16 protein-coding genes and 1 pseudogene are annotated in these 16,806 nt (G+C 62.8%); 10 read left to right on the forward strand and 7 right to left on the reverse strand.

Features of this window, described 5'->3' with window-relative positions; genetic code table 11:
- The first annotated feature begins 220 nt into the window (after positions 1–220).
- From RPMA_RS00990 to RPMA_RS01000, 3 genes and pseudogenes are all read left to right on the forward strand, one after another.
- Complete coding sequence (locus RPMA_RS00990; RefSeq protein WP_211911086.1) at positions 221–919, forward strand: Tim44/TimA family putative adaptor protein; 699 nt, start codon at positions 221–223, stop codon at positions 917–919.
- Positions 920–974: 55 nt separating this feature from the next.
- The gene (locus tag RPMA_RS00995; RefSeq protein WP_408056575.1) at positions 975–2,684 is read left to right on the forward strand and encodes a murein transglycosylase A; all 1,710 of its coding nucleotides are present in this window, start codon (positions 975–977) and stop codon (positions 2,682–2,684) included.
- Positions 2,681–3,273 (forward strand): annotated as a pseudogene (locus RPMA_RS01000) (Smr/MutS family protein). Before RPMA_RS00995 ends, RPMA_RS01000 begins: the two are co-directional and overlap by 4 nt.
- 146 nt (positions 3,274–3,419) lie before the next feature.
- On the opposite strand, the gene hslU reads toward RPMA_RS01000, so the two are convergent.
- The 3 genes from hslU to hslV are packed head-to-tail and all read right to left on the reverse strand — an operon-like array spanning position 3,420 to position 5,955.
- Positions 3,420–4,721: an ATP-dependent protease ATPase subunit HslU gene (hslU, locus tag RPMA_RS01005; protein ID WP_211911088.1), complete on the reverse strand. Its 1,302-nt coding sequence runs from the start codon at positions 4,719–4,721 to the stop codon at positions 3,420–3,422.
- Positions 4,722–4,761: 40 nt separating this feature from the next.
- Complete coding sequence (locus RPMA_RS01010) at positions 4,762–5,373, reverse strand: DUF2585 domain-containing protein (protein WP_211911089.1); 612 nt, start codon at positions 5,371–5,373, stop codon at positions 4,762–4,764.
- A gap of 3 nt (positions 5,374–5,376) precedes the next feature.
- Positions 5,377–5,955 carry an ATP-dependent protease subunit HslV gene (gene hslV, locus RPMA_RS01015; protein ID WP_211911090.1) on the reverse strand — a complete coding sequence of 193 codons (579 nt, stop codon included), beginning with the start codon at positions 5,953–5,955 and terminating at the stop codon, positions 5,377–5,379.
- Positions 5,956–6,134: 179 nt separating this feature from the next.
- On the opposite strand from hslV, the gene hisB reads away from it, so the two are divergent.
- The 7 genes from hisB (at position 6,135) to coaA (ending at position 10,832) form a co-directional block, all read left to right on the forward strand.
- Complete coding sequence (gene hisB, locus RPMA_RS01020; protein ID WP_211911091.1) at positions 6,135–6,728, forward strand: imidazoleglycerol-phosphate dehydratase HisB; 594 nt, start codon at positions 6,135–6,137, stop codon at positions 6,726–6,728.
- A gap of 103 nt (positions 6,729–6,831) precedes the next feature.
- On the forward strand, positions 6,832–7,344 hold the full coding sequence (locus RPMA_RS01025) for a DUF2628 domain-containing protein (RefSeq protein WP_211911092.1): 513 nt from the start codon (positions 6,832–6,834) through the stop codon (positions 7,342–7,344).
- Entirely contained in the window at positions 7,341–7,991 is a 651-nt protein-coding gene (gene hisH / locus RPMA_RS01030; RefSeq protein ID WP_211911093.1) for an imidazole glycerol phosphate synthase subunit HisH, read from the forward strand. Before RPMA_RS01025 ends, hisH begins: the two co-directional genes overlap by 4 nt.
- Positions 7,979–8,716, forward strand: coding sequence for a 1-(5-phosphoribosyl)-5-[(5-phosphoribosylamino)methylideneamino]imidazole-4-carboxamide isomerase (gene hisA / locus RPMA_RS01035; protein ID WP_211911094.1), 738 nt, complete (start codon positions 7,979–7,981; stop codon positions 8,714–8,716). The genes hisH and hisA overlap by 13 nt, the downstream gene beginning before the upstream one ends.
- 9 nt (positions 8,717–8,725) lie before the next feature.
- Positions 8,726–9,487 carry an imidazole glycerol phosphate synthase subunit HisF gene (gene hisF / locus RPMA_RS01040; protein ID WP_211911095.1) on the forward strand — a complete coding sequence of 254 codons (762 nt, stop codon included), beginning with the start codon at positions 8,726–8,728 and terminating at the stop codon, positions 9,485–9,487.
- A gap of 12 nt (positions 9,488–9,499) precedes the next feature.
- Positions 9,500–9,823, forward strand: coding sequence for a phosphoribosyl-ATP diphosphatase (locus RPMA_RS01045; RefSeq protein ID WP_211911096.1), 324 nt, complete (start codon positions 9,500–9,502; stop codon positions 9,821–9,823).
- Between the two features lie 52 nt (positions 9,824–9,875).
- Positions 9,876–10,832 (forward strand): type I pantothenate kinase, encoded by a 957-nt coding sequence (coaA, locus tag RPMA_RS01050; protein ID WP_211911097.1) that lies wholly within the window; start codon positions 9,876–9,878, stop codon positions 10,830–10,832.
- A gap of 121 nt (positions 10,833–10,953) precedes the next feature.
- On the opposite strand, the gene RPMA_RS01055 is transcribed toward coaA, so the two are convergent.
- The 4 genes from RPMA_RS01055 to RPMA_RS01070 form a co-directional block, all read right to left on the reverse strand.
- A complete protein-coding gene (locus tag RPMA_RS01055) occupies positions 10,954–11,913 on the reverse strand; it encodes a GNAT family N-acetyltransferase (RefSeq protein WP_211911098.1) in 960 nt (319 codons plus the stop codon).
- Positions 11,914–12,192: 279 nt separating this feature from the next.
- Positions 12,193–14,388 (reverse strand): response regulator, encoded by a 2,196-nt coding sequence (locus RPMA_RS01060; RefSeq protein WP_211913372.1) that lies wholly within the window; start codon positions 14,386–14,388, stop codon positions 12,193–12,195.
- Between the two features lie 197 nt (positions 14,389–14,585).
- Positions 14,586–15,056, reverse strand: coding sequence for a hypothetical protein (locus tag RPMA_RS01065; protein ID WP_211911099.1), 471 nt, complete (start codon positions 15,054–15,056; stop codon positions 14,586–14,588).
- 103 nt (positions 15,057–15,159) lie between these two features.
- Complete coding sequence (locus RPMA_RS01070; RefSeq protein ID WP_211911100.1) at positions 15,160–16,698, reverse strand: YifB family Mg chelatase-like AAA ATPase; 1,539 nt, start codon at positions 16,696–16,698, stop codon at positions 15,160–15,162.
- Between the last annotated feature and the right edge of the window lie 108 nt (positions 16,699–16,806).

Here is a 16,806-nt window from a genome sequence, read left to right on the forward strand (position 1 = left end):
TCCGCGCCTGCTTGTTGTTTGGGCCAGAGAACTTGTCGGCCGCTCCGGCGTTATTGCCGTCTGGAGCGGGGCCGCTTTGCCGCAGGCCCCCCGACAGGGCATGCCATTGGCTGGACTAGGTTTCATGTCTAGATGAGATTGCGCCGCCAATGATGTATCGTGTTCCGCGGCATCTTCTTCCCGGGCCCCAAAACCCGGCATCGATCAGAAAGCGACAGTCGTGGACATTTACACCATCATCTTCCTGGCACTGGCGGTCTTTATCTTCCTGCGCCTGCGCAATGTGCTCGGACAGCGTACCGGAGAGGAACGTCCGCCGTTTGACCGGACCGCCGCCCGTGAGACGCTGCCGCAGGATGGCAATGTCGTGTCCATGCCTGGAAGCCCGATTGACCAGACCCAGCCTGCCCCGGCGGCCGAAATTTCGCCGGCAGAGCGCTGGAAGGGGATCGCCGAACCGGGCACGCCGCTGGCCGCCGGCCTCGATGCCATGGTCGAGCAGGATTCGTCCTTCGATGCGCGTCACTTCCTGACCGGCGCCAAGAGTGCCTATGAAATGATCGTGCTGGCATTCGCCAATGGCGACCGCCGCGCGCTCAAGGATCTGCTCTCCGGCGAAGTGTTCGACAGCTTCGACGCCGCCATCAAGGATCGCGAGAGCAATGAGCTGAAGACCGAGACCCGCTTCGTCTCCATCGACAAAGCGGATATCGTCGGCGCGGAAGTGCGCGATCGCACCGCGCAGCTGACTATCCGCTTCGTGTCGCAGATGATTTCGGCGACGCGCGACAAGGCCGGCAACGTGGTCGATGGCAACGCCGAGAGCGTGTCTGACATCACCGACGTCTGGACCTTTGCCCGCGATCTGTCCTCGCGCGATCCGAACTGGAAGCTGGTTGGCACCGGCGCCGGCCAATAAGCTACGGCGACACGCGGCGCTTGCTGCGTGTGCCTCGGCATGCGTCGTCACTCTGCTGGCGGGCGCCGCCGACGCGCGCAGCCTCAATCACAAATATAAAAGCCGCGGACATTCCGAGGCTTATGTCCCGCGCTACAATCCGGTGCGCGAATCTCCGTTCGAGTTTCCTGGCAGCCAATATATGCCGGTGCCGTGGTCGGAAATCGCAGGCTGGAGCGAGGACGATCCGCGCGAGGCCTTTGCGGCATTCCAGGCGAGCTGCCGCCCGATCTCGGCTCAGCGCAAACCATCCACCGATTCCAAGACCCTCGGCGATTCCCTGCGTGATGCCTGCGCCGCTGCGAAATCGGCGGATGTGAGCGACGCCGCGAAGACGCGCGTTTTCTTCGAAACCAATTTCCGGCCTGTTCGCATCTCGCGCCTCGGCGAGCCCGAAGGTTTTGTCACCGGTTACTATGAGCCCATCGTCGATGGCTCGAAGACGAAAACCGATGTCTATACGGTGCCGGTCTATCGCCGGCCGTCGAACCTGTTCGTGCGCGGATATAGCCAGGCGTCACCCAGCCTGCCCAATAGCGGCGATGTCTTCCGCAAGATCGGCCGCCGCAAGCTTGTCCCTTATTATGATCGCGCGCAGATCGAGGATGGCGCCATTGCCGGTCGCGGACTGGAGATCGCCTGGCTGAAGAGCCAGACGGATCTCTTGTTCTCGCAGATCCAGGGCTCCGCGCGCGTGCGGATGGAAGATGGCAGCTTCGTTCGTATCAACTACGATTCCCACAACGGCTACCGCTATACGCCGGTCGGCCGCGTGCTGATCGATCGCGGCATCATTCCGCGCGAGCAGATGTCGATGCAGCGCATCCGGCAATATTTTGAGGAAAATCCGGACGCGGCCAATGAAGTGCGCCGGCAGAATAAGGCGTTCGTGTTCTTCCGCGAAGTGCAGCTCTCCGAGAAAGATGAGGCGGTGGGCGCGCAGGGCGTGCCGCTGACGCCGGGCCGCTCCATCGCCGTCGACAAGGCGCTGCATGTCTATGGCACGCCGTTCTTTGTCGAAGGCGAATTGCCGATCGAAACCGAGATCTCGAAGACGCCATTCCGCCGCCTGATGGTGGCGCAGGATACGGGCTCGGCGATTGTCGGCCCGGCCCGCGCCGATCTCTATTTCGGCGCCGGCACCGAGATGGGCCGGATCGCCGGCCGCATCAAGCATCCCGCGAAATTCGTCATGCTGGTGCCGAACAGCCTCGATCCCTCCGCGCGTGGCCACAATATGCCGCTGCCGGATATCAGGCCGTCGGCGAAGATCGCAAAACTGTTTCCGCAGACACCGGTGACCGAGCCGGCGAAGGTCGAAGTTGCGAAGGCGGAGCCGCCGAAGACAGAGGCCGTGAAGCCCGAACCGCCGAAAGCGGAGACTGCGAAACCGGAAACAGCAAAGGCGCCTGCGGCAACGCCCGAGAAGCCTGCTGCCGCCAAAACCGAGCCCGTATCGGAGGCCAAACCGGCAATCCCTGCTGCGACCACCGTGCCACTGCCCGCGCCGAAGCCGGCCGAGATTGCAGCGATTGCCGTTCCGGCGGCTGCCGTTGCCGCCATCCCGATGCCGGAGGCGCGGCCGACATCGGCGCCACAACTCGCCAAGAATCCTCCGCCAGAGGCGAAACAGGAAGCCAAGCCGCAGCGTGCCAAGTATAAGCGTCGTGTCCATCGCCGCGCGCCGGCGCAGCCGTCGTCGTTCTTCCGCTTCCCCTGGCAATGAAACGCTCGCGTCCGCCACAGATCATCGATCCGCCCCGCCGTCGTCATCGTCCCTCAGCGAGGACGAACGCGTGTTGTGGGAAGGTGTCGCCAAACAAGTGAAGCCGCTGCGCAAGCGGACGCGGATCGTGAAGCCGGACCCCGTGGTGATCGAGGCCGCGCCGCCGCCGCCTGCTCTGCCCATGTCGCGCAAACTGGTGGAGGCGCCGCCGGCCAAAGTAGTGAAGCATGTTGCTCCGACGATGCCCCCATTGGCGGTGCTCGGTCGTCGCGAACGCTCGCAGTTGTCACGTGGCCGCAGGGAGATCGATGCGCGGCTCGACCTGCACGGCATGACGCAGGAGCGTGCCCATCGTGCGCTCGCCACGTTCCTGCAGCGTGCGAGTTACGACGGCATGTCCTTCGTGCTGATCATCACCGGCAAGGGCCGCACCGGCAGCCTCGAATCCGAACGCGGCATTTTGCGGCGTCAGGTGCCGATCTGGCTGGGCCTGCCGGAGTTTCGCGCGTTGGTGGTGGGATTCGAGGAAGCGCATATCGGGCACGGCGGTGCCGGTGCGCTTTATGTCAGGGTAAGGCGGGCGAGGTAGCTTGCGCTCCGATTGTCATCACCCGCCCTGGCGCGCAATTGCGCGCTTGGAGCGGGTGATCCAGTAAACACCGACAGAGTGTATCATCGAGATCGCGTTTACTAGATCGCCCGGTCGAGCCGGGCGATGACAGTGAGAGTGTTCGGTTACAAAATAAACCGGCTCAGATCCGTATTCTTCGACAGATCGCCCACATGCTTTTGCACATAATCGGCATCGATGCGGATGGTCTCGCCATGCTTGTCCGGAGCGGTGAAGGAAATCTCGTCCAGCACCCGCTCCATCACCGTCTGCAGACGCCGTGCGCCGATATTCTCGACGGTTGAATTCACTGCCACAGCCACATCTGCCAGTGCATCGATGGCATCATCAGTGAATTCCAGCGTCACGCCTTCGGTCTGCAGCAGCGCCACATATTGCTTGATCAGTGATGCTTCCGGCTCAGTGAGGATGCGGCGCATGTTGTCGCGCGTCAGAGCATCCAGTTCGACGCGGATCGGCAGGCGACCCTGCAATTCCGGCAGCAGGTCGCTCGGCTTGGCGATGTGGAATGCGCCGGATGCGATGAACAGGATGTGCTCCGTTTTCACCGCGCCATGCTTGGTCGAAACCGTGGTGCCTTCGATCAGCGGCAGCAAGTCACGCTGCACGCCTTCACGCGAGACTTCGCCGCCGCTGCGCCCATCGCGCACGCAGATCTTGTCGATCTCGTCGAGGAACACGATGCCGTTGTTCTCGACCACCGAGATTGCTTCCTGCACCACCTGGTCGTTGTCGAGCAGCTTGTCGGCTTCCTCGCTTACCAACGGCTCATGCGCATCTTCCACGCGCAGCCGCCGCGTCTTGGTCTGCTTGCCCATCTTGCCAAAAATGTCGCCGAGCGAGATGGCGCCCATCTGCGCGCCGGGCATGCCGGGGATCTCGAACATCGACGGGCCGCCCGATGACGCCACCTCGATCTCGATTTCCTTGTCGTTGAGTTCGCCATTGCGCAGCTTCTTGCGGAACGATTCCTTGGTCGCCGCGCTGGCATTGGCGCCGACCAGCGCATCGACGACGCGATCCTCGGCGGCGAGCTGCGCGCGTGCCTGCACATCCTTGCGCTTCTTCTCGCGGGTCTGCGCAATACCGACTTCGAGCAGATCGCGGATGATCTGCTCCACATCGCGGCCGACATAGCCGACCTCGGTGAATTTTGTCGCTTCCACCTTCAGGAACGGCGCGCCGGCGAGTTTTGCCAGGCGGCGCGCGATCTCGGTCTTGCCGACGCCGGTGGGTCCGATCATCAGAATATTCTTCGGCAGGACTTCTTCACGTAGCAAGCCAGTGAGCTGCAGCCGGCGCCAGCGATTGCGCAGCGCGATGGAGACCGCGCGCTTGGCGTCGTGCTGGCCGACGATGAAACGGTCGAGTTCGGAAACAATTTCGCGGGGGGAGAAGTCGGTCATAGGCTTTACGTAGGTTTCCAGGGTTACCGGGACAAGCGGGTCAGATGATAGGCGGGCCAGCCTGCCAGGTGCGGATCGCTTCGAACGGATGAATCAGCATGATCACGTTCAAAGTGAGATTGTCGCGAATGTGCAGGCCGACCAGAATTTCGAACAACAGGGCAATGGCGATCGTGAGGGCGACCGGCAGCTTGCGCGCCAGCAGGAAGCCGGTGATCATCGAAACAGTGTCGGCGATCGAATTGACGATGCTGTCGCCGTAATAGTCGAGCGAGATGGTGCCAGCGCGGTAGCGCTCGATGATCCAGCTCGAATTCTCCAGCAGCTCCCAGCCGCCTTCGATCAGCATGGCGACGATCAGGCGCGCCATCCAGGAAAAGCGCGGCATCACCAGCCAGGTCAGTGCATAGAAGATGAAGCCGTGCAGGATGTGGGATGGCGTGTACCAGTCGGTGAGATGCTGCGAATTCTCGGAGCTGAGCACCACGCCGTGCCAGAGTTTGATCGTGCCGCAGGCGCAGATTGGCAGCCGCCCCATCGCGTAGAGGATGACGGCCTGCGCGATCAGGAGGCCGAGGACGATCAGGACAAAGCGCCCGGCGCTGAAGGCGGGGCGCGCTGAAGAACCTGTTTCGCCCCCGATCGCGGTCATCGATCAGCCGACATCCAGCGTTTCGATGGTGAGATTGCGGTTGGTGTAGACGCAGATATCGGCGGCGATATCCAGCGACTTGCGGACGATGCTTTCGGCGTCCTGGTCGGTGGTGTCGGCCAATGCACGAGCGGCCGCCAGCGCGTAGTTGCCGCCGGAACCGATGGCCATCACGCCCGCTTCGGGCTCCAGCACGTCGCCGGTGCCGGTGAGGACCAGTGAGACCGACTTGTCGGCCACGATCATCATGGCTTCGAGCCGGCGGAGGTAGCGGTCGGTGCGCCAGTCCTTGGCGAGCTCGACGGCGGCGCGGGTGAGCTGGCCGGGATACTGTTCCAGCTTGGCTTCCAGCCGCTCGAACAGGGTGAAAGCGTCGGCGGTGGCGCCGGCAAAGCCGCCGATCACGTCGCCTTTGCCCAGTTTACGGACCTTTTTGGCATTGGACTTGATCACGGTCTGGCCGATGGAGACCTGCCCGTCGCCGCCGACCACGACCTTGCCATTTTTACGGACGGTCAAAATGGTGGTGCCGTGCCAGATCAGGGACGATGCATCGCCGGAGGCGGAAGAATGGTTGCTCATGGGTATCCTCGTGAGGGTCTGATCTAGGCACGGTGGCGGATGGATGCAAATGCGGCCCAAAGACCGGATTCCGGTCACCATATGCCGCAAGATCGCTTCCGAATCCGCCGCACTGCGGTGGCGTCCCTGTCATCCCCCTGTTAAAAGACCGCGTTTTCAGCCAGCAAGAGGCCCATTCGATGCGCAAGGCGACGATCAAGCGCGCCACCAAGGAGACCCAGATCGAGGTCTCCGTGAATCTCGATGGTACCGGTGTGTCGAATTCGACCACCGGCATCGGGTTCTTCGACCATATGCTTGACCTGCTCGCCCGCCATTCGAAGATCGACATCACCGTCAAGGCGGTGGGCGATCTCCATGTCGATTTCCACCACACCACGGAAGACGTCGGTATCGCCCTCGGCCAGGCCGTGAAGCAGGCGCTTGGCGACATGGCCGGCATCACCCGCTATGCCTCGGTCTATATGCCCATGGACGAGACCCTGACCCGGGTGGCGCTGGATATTTCTGGCCGTCCGTTTCTGGTGTTCAAATCCGCCTTCCCGACCCACAAGATCGGTGAATTCGACACCGAGCTGGTGCGCGAGTGGTTCACCGCCTTCGCCATGCAGGCGGGCGTGACTTTGCACGTCGAAACCCTATATGGCGACAATAGCCATCACATTGCCGAATCCTGCTTCAAGGGTCTGGCGCGGGCATTGCGGACGGCGGTTGCCATCGATCCGCGCAATGCCGGCGAAGTGCCTTCCAGCAAGGGTCAGCTCGGCGGTTGATAGGCTCGTCATTGCGAGCGCAGCGAAGCAATCCAGAAAGCCAAGAACTGGATTGCTTCGTCGCTATGCTCCTCGCAATGACGGCTGAGAGGACGGAGTTTGCATGCCGGTCTATACAGTTCATGCGCCGAAAAGCGCCGAGACATCGCCATTGGCGGCGACGGACAAGTTCGTCTTCGTGCGTGATGGTTTTCACGTCTGGGCTTTCATCGCCGGCCCGTTCTGGCTGCTGTTTCACCGGCTCTGGCTGGCGCTGATCGGTTATCTCGTGCTGTCCTTCATCGGCGAAATCGCACTGTCGAAGCTTGGCGTCGGTGCCGGCCTGCGCGGCATCGTGATGTTTCTGGTCGCGCTGCTGATGGGCTTCGAAGCCTCCAGCCTGCGCCGCTGGTCTTATTCGCGTGGCAAGTGGCAGCAGCTCGATGTAGTCGTTGCCGACAATCCGGAGGCGGCCGAGCGTCGCTTCTTCGATCGCTGGGCATCGAGCCAGCGTGACGATTCCTATTCGACCGATCGCGGCGCCCCGCCGCCGACCCGGCGCGTCCCGGCCCAGCCGTTTTCCCGCGGGCCCGATGACGTGATCGGCCTGTTTCCGCAACCGGGAGTGACACGGTGACCGTCGCCATTATCGATTACGGCTCCGGCAACCTGCACTCCGCTGCAAAAGCCTTCGAGCGCGCCACCCGCGGCATGGACGTGCCGCCCAAGATTGTTGTGACCCGTGATCCCGATCAGGTGTTTCGCGCCGATCGTATCGTGCTGCCCGGCGTCGGCGCCTTCGCCGATTGCCGCCGCGGTTTGAACGAGCTCGACGGCATGGTCGATGCCATGACAGAAGCGGTGCGCGACAAGGCGCGGCCGTTCTTCGGCATCTGTGTTGGCATGCAATTGATGGCGACGCGCGGCAAGGAGCATGTCACGACGGACGGGCTCAACTGGATCGCCGGCGATGTCGAGAAGATCACGCCGCGCGATGAGAGCCTGAAGATCCCGCATATGGGCTGGAATACGCTGGAAGTGCTGCGCGAGCATCCTGTGCTGGACGGCCTGCCGCTCGGTCCGAAAGGCCGCCACGCTTATTTCGTGCACTCCTATCAACTCAATGCCGTGAACGAGAGCGAAGTGCTCGCGCGCGCCGATTATGGCGGGCCGATCACCGCCATCGTCGGCCGCGACACCGCCATCGGCACGCAGTTTCATCCCGAAAAGAGCCAGCGATTTGGCCTGGCTCTGATCTCCAACTTTCTGAAGTGGAAGCCGTGATCCTCTTTCCCGCCATCGACCTGAAAAACGGCCAGTGCGTTCGCCTCGAACAAGGCGACATGGCGCGCGCCACCGTGTTCAATCTCGACCCTGCCGCGCAAGCGAAGTCGTTCGAGGATCAGGGGTTCGAATATCTCCATGTGGTCGATCTCGACGGCGCCTTTGCCGGCAAGCCGGTGAATGCCGGGGCGGTCGAAGCCATGCTCAAGCGCGTGAAGTTTCCCGTGCAGCTCGGCGGTGGCATCCGCGATCTCGCAACCGTTGAGGCCTGGCTCGACAAGGGCATCGCCCGCGTCATTATCGGCACCGCCGCAGTGCGCGATCCCGCGCTGGTGAAGGAAGCCGCGAAGAAATTCCCCGGCCGCGTCGCCGTCGGTCTCGATGCGCGCGACGGCAAGGTTGCGGTGGAAGGGTGGGCGGACGTGTCCACCGTCACCGCGCTGGACATCGCGCAGCGTTTTGAAGATGCCGGCGTCGCCGCCATCATCTTCACCGACATCGCTCGCGACGGCATGCTCAAGGGCATCAACTGGGACGCGACGATTGCGCTCGCCGATGCGATCTCGATTCCTGTCATTGCATCGGGCGGTCTCGCTTCCATCGCTGACATCAAGGCGATGCTGGCGCCGCGGGCGAAAAAACTCGAAGGCGCCATTTCCGGCCGTGCGCTCTATGACGGCCGTATCGATCCCGCGGAAGCGCTCGCTCTGATCAAGGCCGCATAGGACAAAACCATGTTCAAGGTCCGCGTCATCCCCTGCCTCGACGTCAAGGACGGCCGTGTGGTGAAGGGCGTCAATTTCGTCGATCTGCGCGACGCCGGCGATCCCGTCGAAGCGGCGATCGCCTATGACGCGGCCGGTGCGGACGAACTGACGTTCCTCGACATCAACGCCACGCATGAAAACCGCGGCACCATGATGGATGTGGTTCGCCGCACGGCGGAGGCCTGCTTCATGCCGCTGACTGTTGGCGGCGGTGTCCGCACGGTGGATGACATCAAGGCGCTGCTGCGCGCGGGTGCCGACAAGGTGTCGATCAATTCGGCCGCGGTGGCCAACAAGCTGTTCGTCAAGGAAGCCGCGGAGAAATTCGGTGACCAGTGCATCGTGGTCGCCATCGATGCGAAGCGCTCAGGTTCGCGCTGGGAAATTTTCACCCATGGCGGCCGCAAGTCGACCGGGATCGACGCCATCGAATTCGCCCAGGAAGTCGTGTCCTTGGGCGCAGGTGAAATCCTGCTCACCTCGATGGATCGCGACGGCACCCGCACCGGCTTCGATATCGAACTGACCCGCGCCATTGCCGACAGTGTCGCCGTACCGGTGATCGCCTCGGGCGGCGTCGGCAACCTCGATCACTTGGTCGAAGGTATCAGGTCCGGCCACGCTACGGCCGTGCTTGCCGCCTCGATTTTTCACTTCGGTGAATTTACCATTCGTCAGGCCAAGGACCACATGGTGCGCGCCGGGCTGCCGATGCGGCTCGACCCGTAGAGAGGCTCATCGATGTCCTTCACGCTGCATGATCTGGCCGCCACCATCGATGCCCGCGCCGCGGCAGCGGATGGTGATTCCTCCTATACGAAGAAGCTACTCGACAAGGGCGCGGTGCATTGCGCCAAGAAATTCGGCGAGGAAGCCGTCGAGGCCGTCATCGCCGCGGTCGATGACGATCGCACCGACCTGATCAATGAAAGCGCCGACGTGCTGTTTCATCTGCTGGTGCTTTTGAAGTCGCGCGGCATCACCATTCAGGATGTGGAGGCCGCGCTCGGCGCGCGGACGCATCAATCCGGATTGCAGGAAAAGGCGTCACGCAAGAGCGACTGACGTTTCAGGGGCAGAAGTCTGAAGAACTCGGCCTTTCAAGTAGGAAACTCTAATGGATATGCGGGCCCCCGAGCAGAAATACGATCCGTATCGCAACTACACACGCCAACAGTGGTCGAAGTTGCGCGACGACATGCCGATGGCGCTCAATGCCGATGAGATCGCGGCGCTGCGCTCGATGCATGATCGTCTCGATCTGCGCGAGGTCGAGGAGATCTATCTGCCGCTGTCGCGCCTGCTCTCGATGTATGTCGGCGCGCATCAGCGGCTCTATATCGCGCAGCGCAAATTCCTGCATATCGAAGATCGCAAGATGCCGTATATCATCGGCGTCGCCGGTTCGGTCGCGGTCGGCAAGTCCACCACGGCCCGCGTGTTGCAGGCATTGCTCGCGCGCTGGTCGCCGAAGCCGAAGGTTGATCTCGTCACGACCGACGGTTTCCTGTTTCCGAATGCGGTGCTCGAGCGCAATGGCATCATGCAGAAGAAAGGCTTTCCGGAAAGCTACGATCTACCGCTGCTTCTGCAGTTCCTCAGCGACATCAAGGCCGGCCGCACCAATGTGCGCGCGCCCGTCTATTCGCATCTCACTTACGACATCGTGCCCGACAGATTCGTCGAGATCGATCAACCCGACATCCTGATCGTCGAAGGCGTCAATGTGTTGCAGGCCGGCCGCCTGCCGCGCGACGGCAAGGCGGTGCCTGTCGTCTCGGATTTCTTCGACTTCTCGGTCTATATCGATGCCGACGAGCCGGTGCTGCGCGAATGGTATGTGAAGCGCTTCCTGGCGCTGCGTGATACCGCGTTCCACGATCCGCGATCTTACTTCAATCGCTATGCGCTGCTGTCGGATGAGGAGGCGACGGCAACGGCGCTGGCGATCTGGGAACGCACCAACTTAGCGAATCTCGAAGACAACATTTTGCCGACACGACCGCGCGCGACGCTGATCCTGAAGAAGGGTGCTGACCACGTGATCGAAAACGTGGCGCTGCGGCGGCTTTAGTTTTGCTGTCGTTGCCCGGCTCGACCGGGCAACCTAGTACACACTGGCGTTGGCGTGTCGTTATAGACGGCAGCGGTTACTGGATCGCCCGCTTTCGCGGGCGATGACAAGCGAGGCAAGCTCAAGCCGCCTTCGCTTCCCCGCCGAAATGCTCGATATATCTGGCGCCGATCGCCGACACCGGCATCACGATCAGCACATCCGTCGTGCCGAACTGGTGATCGATGACGGCACCATCGCCGATCATCGCGCCGATGCGCAGATAGCCCTTGATCAGCGGCGGCAGCGCGCGAAGGGCGGCTTTCTGATCGATGGCCTCCTTCGGCATCCGGTTCATTTCGACATAGCGCGAACCATGCGCACGCGCGCGCCATTCTTCGGGGGCGCGGGCATGGTGATGCAGGAATGACAGCGGAAGCGCCAGCGCGTCCGGATCGGTGCCTTCGAAGCTGGCGCAGCCGATCATCACATCGAAGCGGTTCTGCTTCACATAGCTCCAGATGCCCTGCCAGAGCAGCTCGACGGTGCGCTTGGTGCGATACCGCTCCAGCACGCAAGAACGACCGAGCTCTAGGAAGCGCAGGCCGGGATGGCTGTGCAGGACGCCATCGAGATCGAATTCGCTCTGGGTATAGAAGCCGCCGTGCTTCATCGCGCTTTCGTGGCGGAGCAGGCGATAGGTGCCGACCACCGGCTGCCGACCCGACAATGTCGGCTTGGCGGCATGATCGACCACCAGCAGGTGATCGCAGATCTTGTCGAACGCGTCCTTGTCGCGCCGCGCCAGCATGGTGGCGGCGTCGGCGATGGCGGTGCCGTTCTTGTAGAACACCTTGTAACGCAGGCGCTGCGCGCGCTTCACGTCGCGCTTGTCCTGGGCGAGGCGCACTTCCAGCGGCCCCATCCGGCCGAGCGAGGGCGCGCCATTCAGATTGAAATTGGCGGGATCGAAATGGAATGGCGGCTTGAACCAGGTGATCGCGGTTTGCGCCGCCAGTGCCATGTTCTGCGGCCGCAACATCTGCATGACGCCCGGCTTGATAGTCGCTGGCTTCGCTCGAACGAATTCATTGCCGTGCATAGCCAATCCCCGACTTCACCCGGCCGCGGTTAGCCCCACGCGAATCAACGCGGCCTATCCGCTCCAGACATCACGGGTGGTCAACAGAGGTGTGACGGGTGTGTTGCGAAGGGATGACAGGGAAGCCGGGGGAAAGGTGGTCACAAGCTCGCCCCTCATCCTGAGGAGTCGCGAAGTGCGTCTCGAAGGATGGCGGCACGCTCAGGAGCCCGGCCAGTCATGGTTCGAGACGGCGCCAAGTGGCGCCTCCTCACCATGAGGGCGGAGTGTGGTCGCTACCTACACCGTCAGTTGCCGGCCGGTGGCCAGATGCTTCAGCGCCTCTTCCAGCTTCTCGCGATCCAGCGGCTTCAGCAGGAAGCCGTCCATCCCCGCTTCGAAACAGGCATAACGATCTTCCACCAGCGTATTCGCGGTGAGCGCCAGGATCGGCGTCCGCCGCACGCGCTGGCCGGCTTCGCGGGCGCGGATGCGCTTTGCGGTCTCGATGCCGTCGAGTTTCGGCATCTGGATGTCCATCAGCACCAGGTCGAACGGTGTCCCTGCCGCATCCGAGGCAAGCCAGGATTCCAGCGCCTGCTCGCCATTGGTCGTCACCACCGTGCGATGCCCCAGCCGCGTCAGCAGCGAGCGCATCAGGAGCGCATTGATCTCGTTGTCTTCGGCAACGAGGATCGATAGTCCCTCGCCCGCTGTCATCTCGCTGGCCGTAGATTCGGTTTCCTCGATGGTCGCCTGTGCATGTGCCGGCATGTCGAGCAGCTTCGCGAGGGATGCCGCGCGCAACGGTTTGATCAGATAACCGGTCAGCCCTGTCGTCGCCGTCGGCTGCAATTCGTGCCGCATTGCTGGCGTGAACAATCCGATGCGTTGCGTCGCGTGCGGGATCGCACGCTCGCTCAGCCGCTCAAATGCATCGGCGCCGAGCGCGCGATCGATCAGGACTGCGCGCCAGGTGCGTTCCGGCATCAGCGCCAGCGCCACTTCCGGGTCGGACACCATGCAGGTGGCGGCGCCCCAGCGCTCCAGCCGGCGCGCGATCAACGAGGTCTCGATGCTCTGCGGCGCGACCAGCATCACGGATTGGCCGGTGAGATCCGGTGGCAGGAAGGCCTCGGCACGGTCGTTGGAGGCAACCAGCGGAATCGAGACTTCAAAGGTCGAACCGATGCCGGGCGCACTTTGCAGCGTAATGCGGCCGTTCATGCGCTTGACGATGCGCTCGCTGATGGACAGTCCGAGCCCGGTGCCACCGAAATGCCGCGCGGTTCGCTCATCCGCCTGTTCGAATTCGCGGAAGATGCGCTGCTGCGCGTCGGACGCGATGCCGATACCGGTATCGCGCACGATGAAGCTGATTTCGTTCGGCCAGATACCGGGTTCGACGATGACGGCGACGCCGCCTTTGTTCGTGAACTTGATGGCGTTGCCGGTGAGATTGAGCAGCACCTGCCGCAGACGCCCGGAATCGCCGATCACCTCCAGCGGCAGTCGCTCATCGATATAGGCGGCGATTTCCAGATCGCGGGCCTGTGCACGAGGTGCCAGCAATTCGGTGATGTCTTCGATCAGCGTGGAGAGCGCGAAAGGCCGGTAGTCGAGATCAATCTTGCCGGCTTCGATCTTGGAGTAATCGAGCAGTTCCTCGATCAGCGACAACAGCGACTCGCCGGAGGTCTTCACGGCGCGGGTATAGGTGGTCTGCTCCGGCGAAAGCTGGGTGTCGAGCAGCAGTCCGCTCATGCCCAGAATGCCGTTCAGTGGCGTGCGGATTTCGTGGCTCGCCATGGCAAGGAAGCGCGACTTGGCGCGGTTCGCGGCATTGGCATGGTCGCGCGCATCGGACAGCGCGCGTTCGGTCTCGGTACGATCGGTGACGTCGCGGCCGACGCTTTGCAGTTCGGCCGGGCGGTTGGCATCGATCCGCACCATGCCCTCGCGCCACGCGATCCAGCGCGGGCCGGTGGCGCTGGCGATGCATTGATCATGGATCGAGGTGCCGTTCGGCTCATGGGCGCTGTCACCCTGCTCCAGCACGGTGAGTTCGAAAGCGCTGCCCACCAGCGCGTCGCGCGGCGTCTCCGCCAGCGTGCAATAGGCGTCGTTGACATAGGTGATGCGGCCGGCCTGGTCGCGGATGACGATGAGATCGTCCTGCGCCTCGAACAGATGCCGTGCGCGTTCCTCGGCCTCCTTCAGTTCCCAGTTGCGATCGACCAATGCTTCATTGAGCGCGGAAACCTTGCGCATCCGCTTCTGCAGGAAGCGCATGCGAATGCTCATGGTGACGAGAGCCACGCAGGCCAGTGCGAACAGGAAGCTGGCGCCGATGGCAAAAGCGTGCGGATCGTAGCCCGCGGTCGGCGAGGCGCTGGCAGAGATGAACCCATAGGCGCCGCCAAAGGCGGCCGAAAACATCACGAAGGAGCGAATGAGGAAGGCCAGCCACGGAAAGCGGCGGGCGAAGCGGCGCATGAGGACCTTGATCCGGAAAATGCCTCTCTTCACGACGCGCCACTCCGGCTTGATCGATGCGACGGACGCTGATGTGTGCGTCCGCGGGTCTGGATCGGGGGATAGGACGATGATCGGTGGATCAGATTGCCAACTGATTTCAACGGAGCGGATGTTACCGCGCCGCTATCGTCATGGTTGATGAAGCGTAAACGCGATTACAGGTTCGCTTCGGCCAGGCGTGCCGGGGCCTTGGTGCGCGCGCCGACAATGAGGGCAGCCGCATCGCGAGCGGAAAAGCTGCGTGACTTCACGTAGATCCTGTAATCCGCGCCGTCATTGTCGGACAGGTAGATCACCGGATCCGTGCTGGCGGCAGATGACGTGATGCCGATGAAACGTGTTGCTGCACTGACCGAGCATGCACCGGGCTCGTCGGTATCCGTGTCATCGATGACCGCAAAGTCGGCGCTCTCGGCATTATCGACGATCTGCACGCGGATGGTGGCGCGGGCGGGGTCGTCGGTAAAACTCACATGGCTTTGTGCCTGCCATGGCAATGCAGCGAGTTGTACGGTGGTGTCGCCGGCAGAGATGCAAGGCTGCGTCGAGGCAAACAGCTCGCCGCGGGCGAGGAAGGCCGCAATGGCCAACGGAATCGTCGAAGCCAAAATCTTGAAACGCAGCATGATACACAACTCGCTCTCATCCCCGTAATGCGGGGTATGGTGAGCGAAGCGTAAACAAAACTCGTTACCGTCAGGTTGACGATACGCGCATTCGTTGCAGCGGTCAGGCGGCGTTTCGGACCTCGTCCGCCAAAGCTCGGTAGGACAGTGCTTCGGCGAGATGGAGCCGGCCGATCCTCTCGGCACGGTCGAGGTCAGCCAAAGTGCGCGCCACACGCAAGATGCGGTGATAGCCGCGCGCGCTGAGCCGCATGGTCTCGGCGGCATCTTTCAGCAGGGCGAGCCCTTGTGCATCAGGCTGTGCAACGGTCTCCAGCACCGATGCCGGCGCGGAGGCATTCGTATGCGTGCCCGGGAGACCCGTAGCAGCGTAGCGCGCGGTCTGGATATCGCGGGCTACGGCAACGCGCGCGGCCACCTCGGCAGAGCCCTCCGACGGCGGCGGCAGGATCAGGTCTGCGGCGGTGACGGGCGGCACCTCGATGCGCAGATCGATACGGTCCATCAGCGGGCCGGAGATGCGGGTCTGGTAGTCCGACGTACAGCGGTCGATCCGTCCGCGCTTGCATGAAAAGCCGGGCTCGAAGGCGTGTCCGCAGCGGCATGGATTCATGGCCGCCACCAGCATGAAGCGCGCGGGATAGGTGACCCGGTGATTGGCGCGCGAGACCGCAACCTCGCCATTCTCCAGGGGCGCCCGCAGGGAGTCGAGTACGCGGGGGTCGAATTCGGGCAGCTCGTCCAGAAACAGCACGCCTTGATGTGCGAGCGAAATTTCGCCCGGCCGCGCACGCAGCCCACCGCCGGTAAGCGCGGCCATGCTGGCGGAATGATGCGGTGCGCGAAATGGCCGGCGGGCCGTCAGCGCACCGTCGCGGATTTCCCCGGCAACGGAGGCAATCATGGAGACTTCCAGCAATTCCGCGGGCGATAGCGAGGGCAGGATGGACGGCAGCCGCGCGGCCAGCATGGATTTCCCCGAGCCCGGACTCCCCATCATCAACAGGTGGTGACCGCCGGCTGCTGCGATCTCCAGCGCCCGCTTTGCGCTCTCCTGCCCTTTGATATCCTTGAGGTCGAGCAGTGAGTTTTCGCGGGTCTGGACCTTCGGTTGTGGCCGCGACAGCACTTGCGTGCCTTTGAAGTGATTGGCGATCTGGATCAGCGACTGTGCTGCGATGATCTGGATGTCCGGGCTTGCCCATGCAGCTTCGGAGCCGCAAACCGCCGGACAGATCAGTCCTTCATCGCGTGTATTGGCGCCGATCGCCGCCGGCAATACGCCGGCCACCGGGGCCAGCGATCCATCAAGGCCGAGTTCGCCGAGCACGGTGAAGCCGGCGAGCGCGTCATGCGGGATCGCGCCGATGGTTGCCATCAGCCCGAGCGCGATCGGCAGATCGTAATGACTGCCTTCCTTGGGGAGATCGGCCGGCGCGAGATTGACGATAATGCGCCGAGCGGGCAGTGCGAGGCCAGATGCGGTCAAAGCTGCACGCACCCGCTCGCGTGCTTCAGAGACGGCCTTGTCGGGAAGTCCGACAATGATGAAATTCGGCAGGCCCGGCACGACCTGAACCTGCACGTCCACCGCGCGGGCCTCGATCCCCTCAAATGCGACCGTCGCGACATGCTGCATCAAGCCACCTCTGCTATTCAATCAAAGGTAGCAGCGTATCGCGATGACGACAAGAACGTTAGATGGGCTGTTGCACATCGTCGCGATCGTTATTGATCGGCTTGCAGCAAT

Source organism: Tardiphaga alba, from assembly GCF_018279705.1.
Classification (GTDB): Bacteria; Pseudomonadota; Alphaproteobacteria; order Rhizobiales; family Xanthobacteraceae; genus Tardiphaga; species Tardiphaga alba.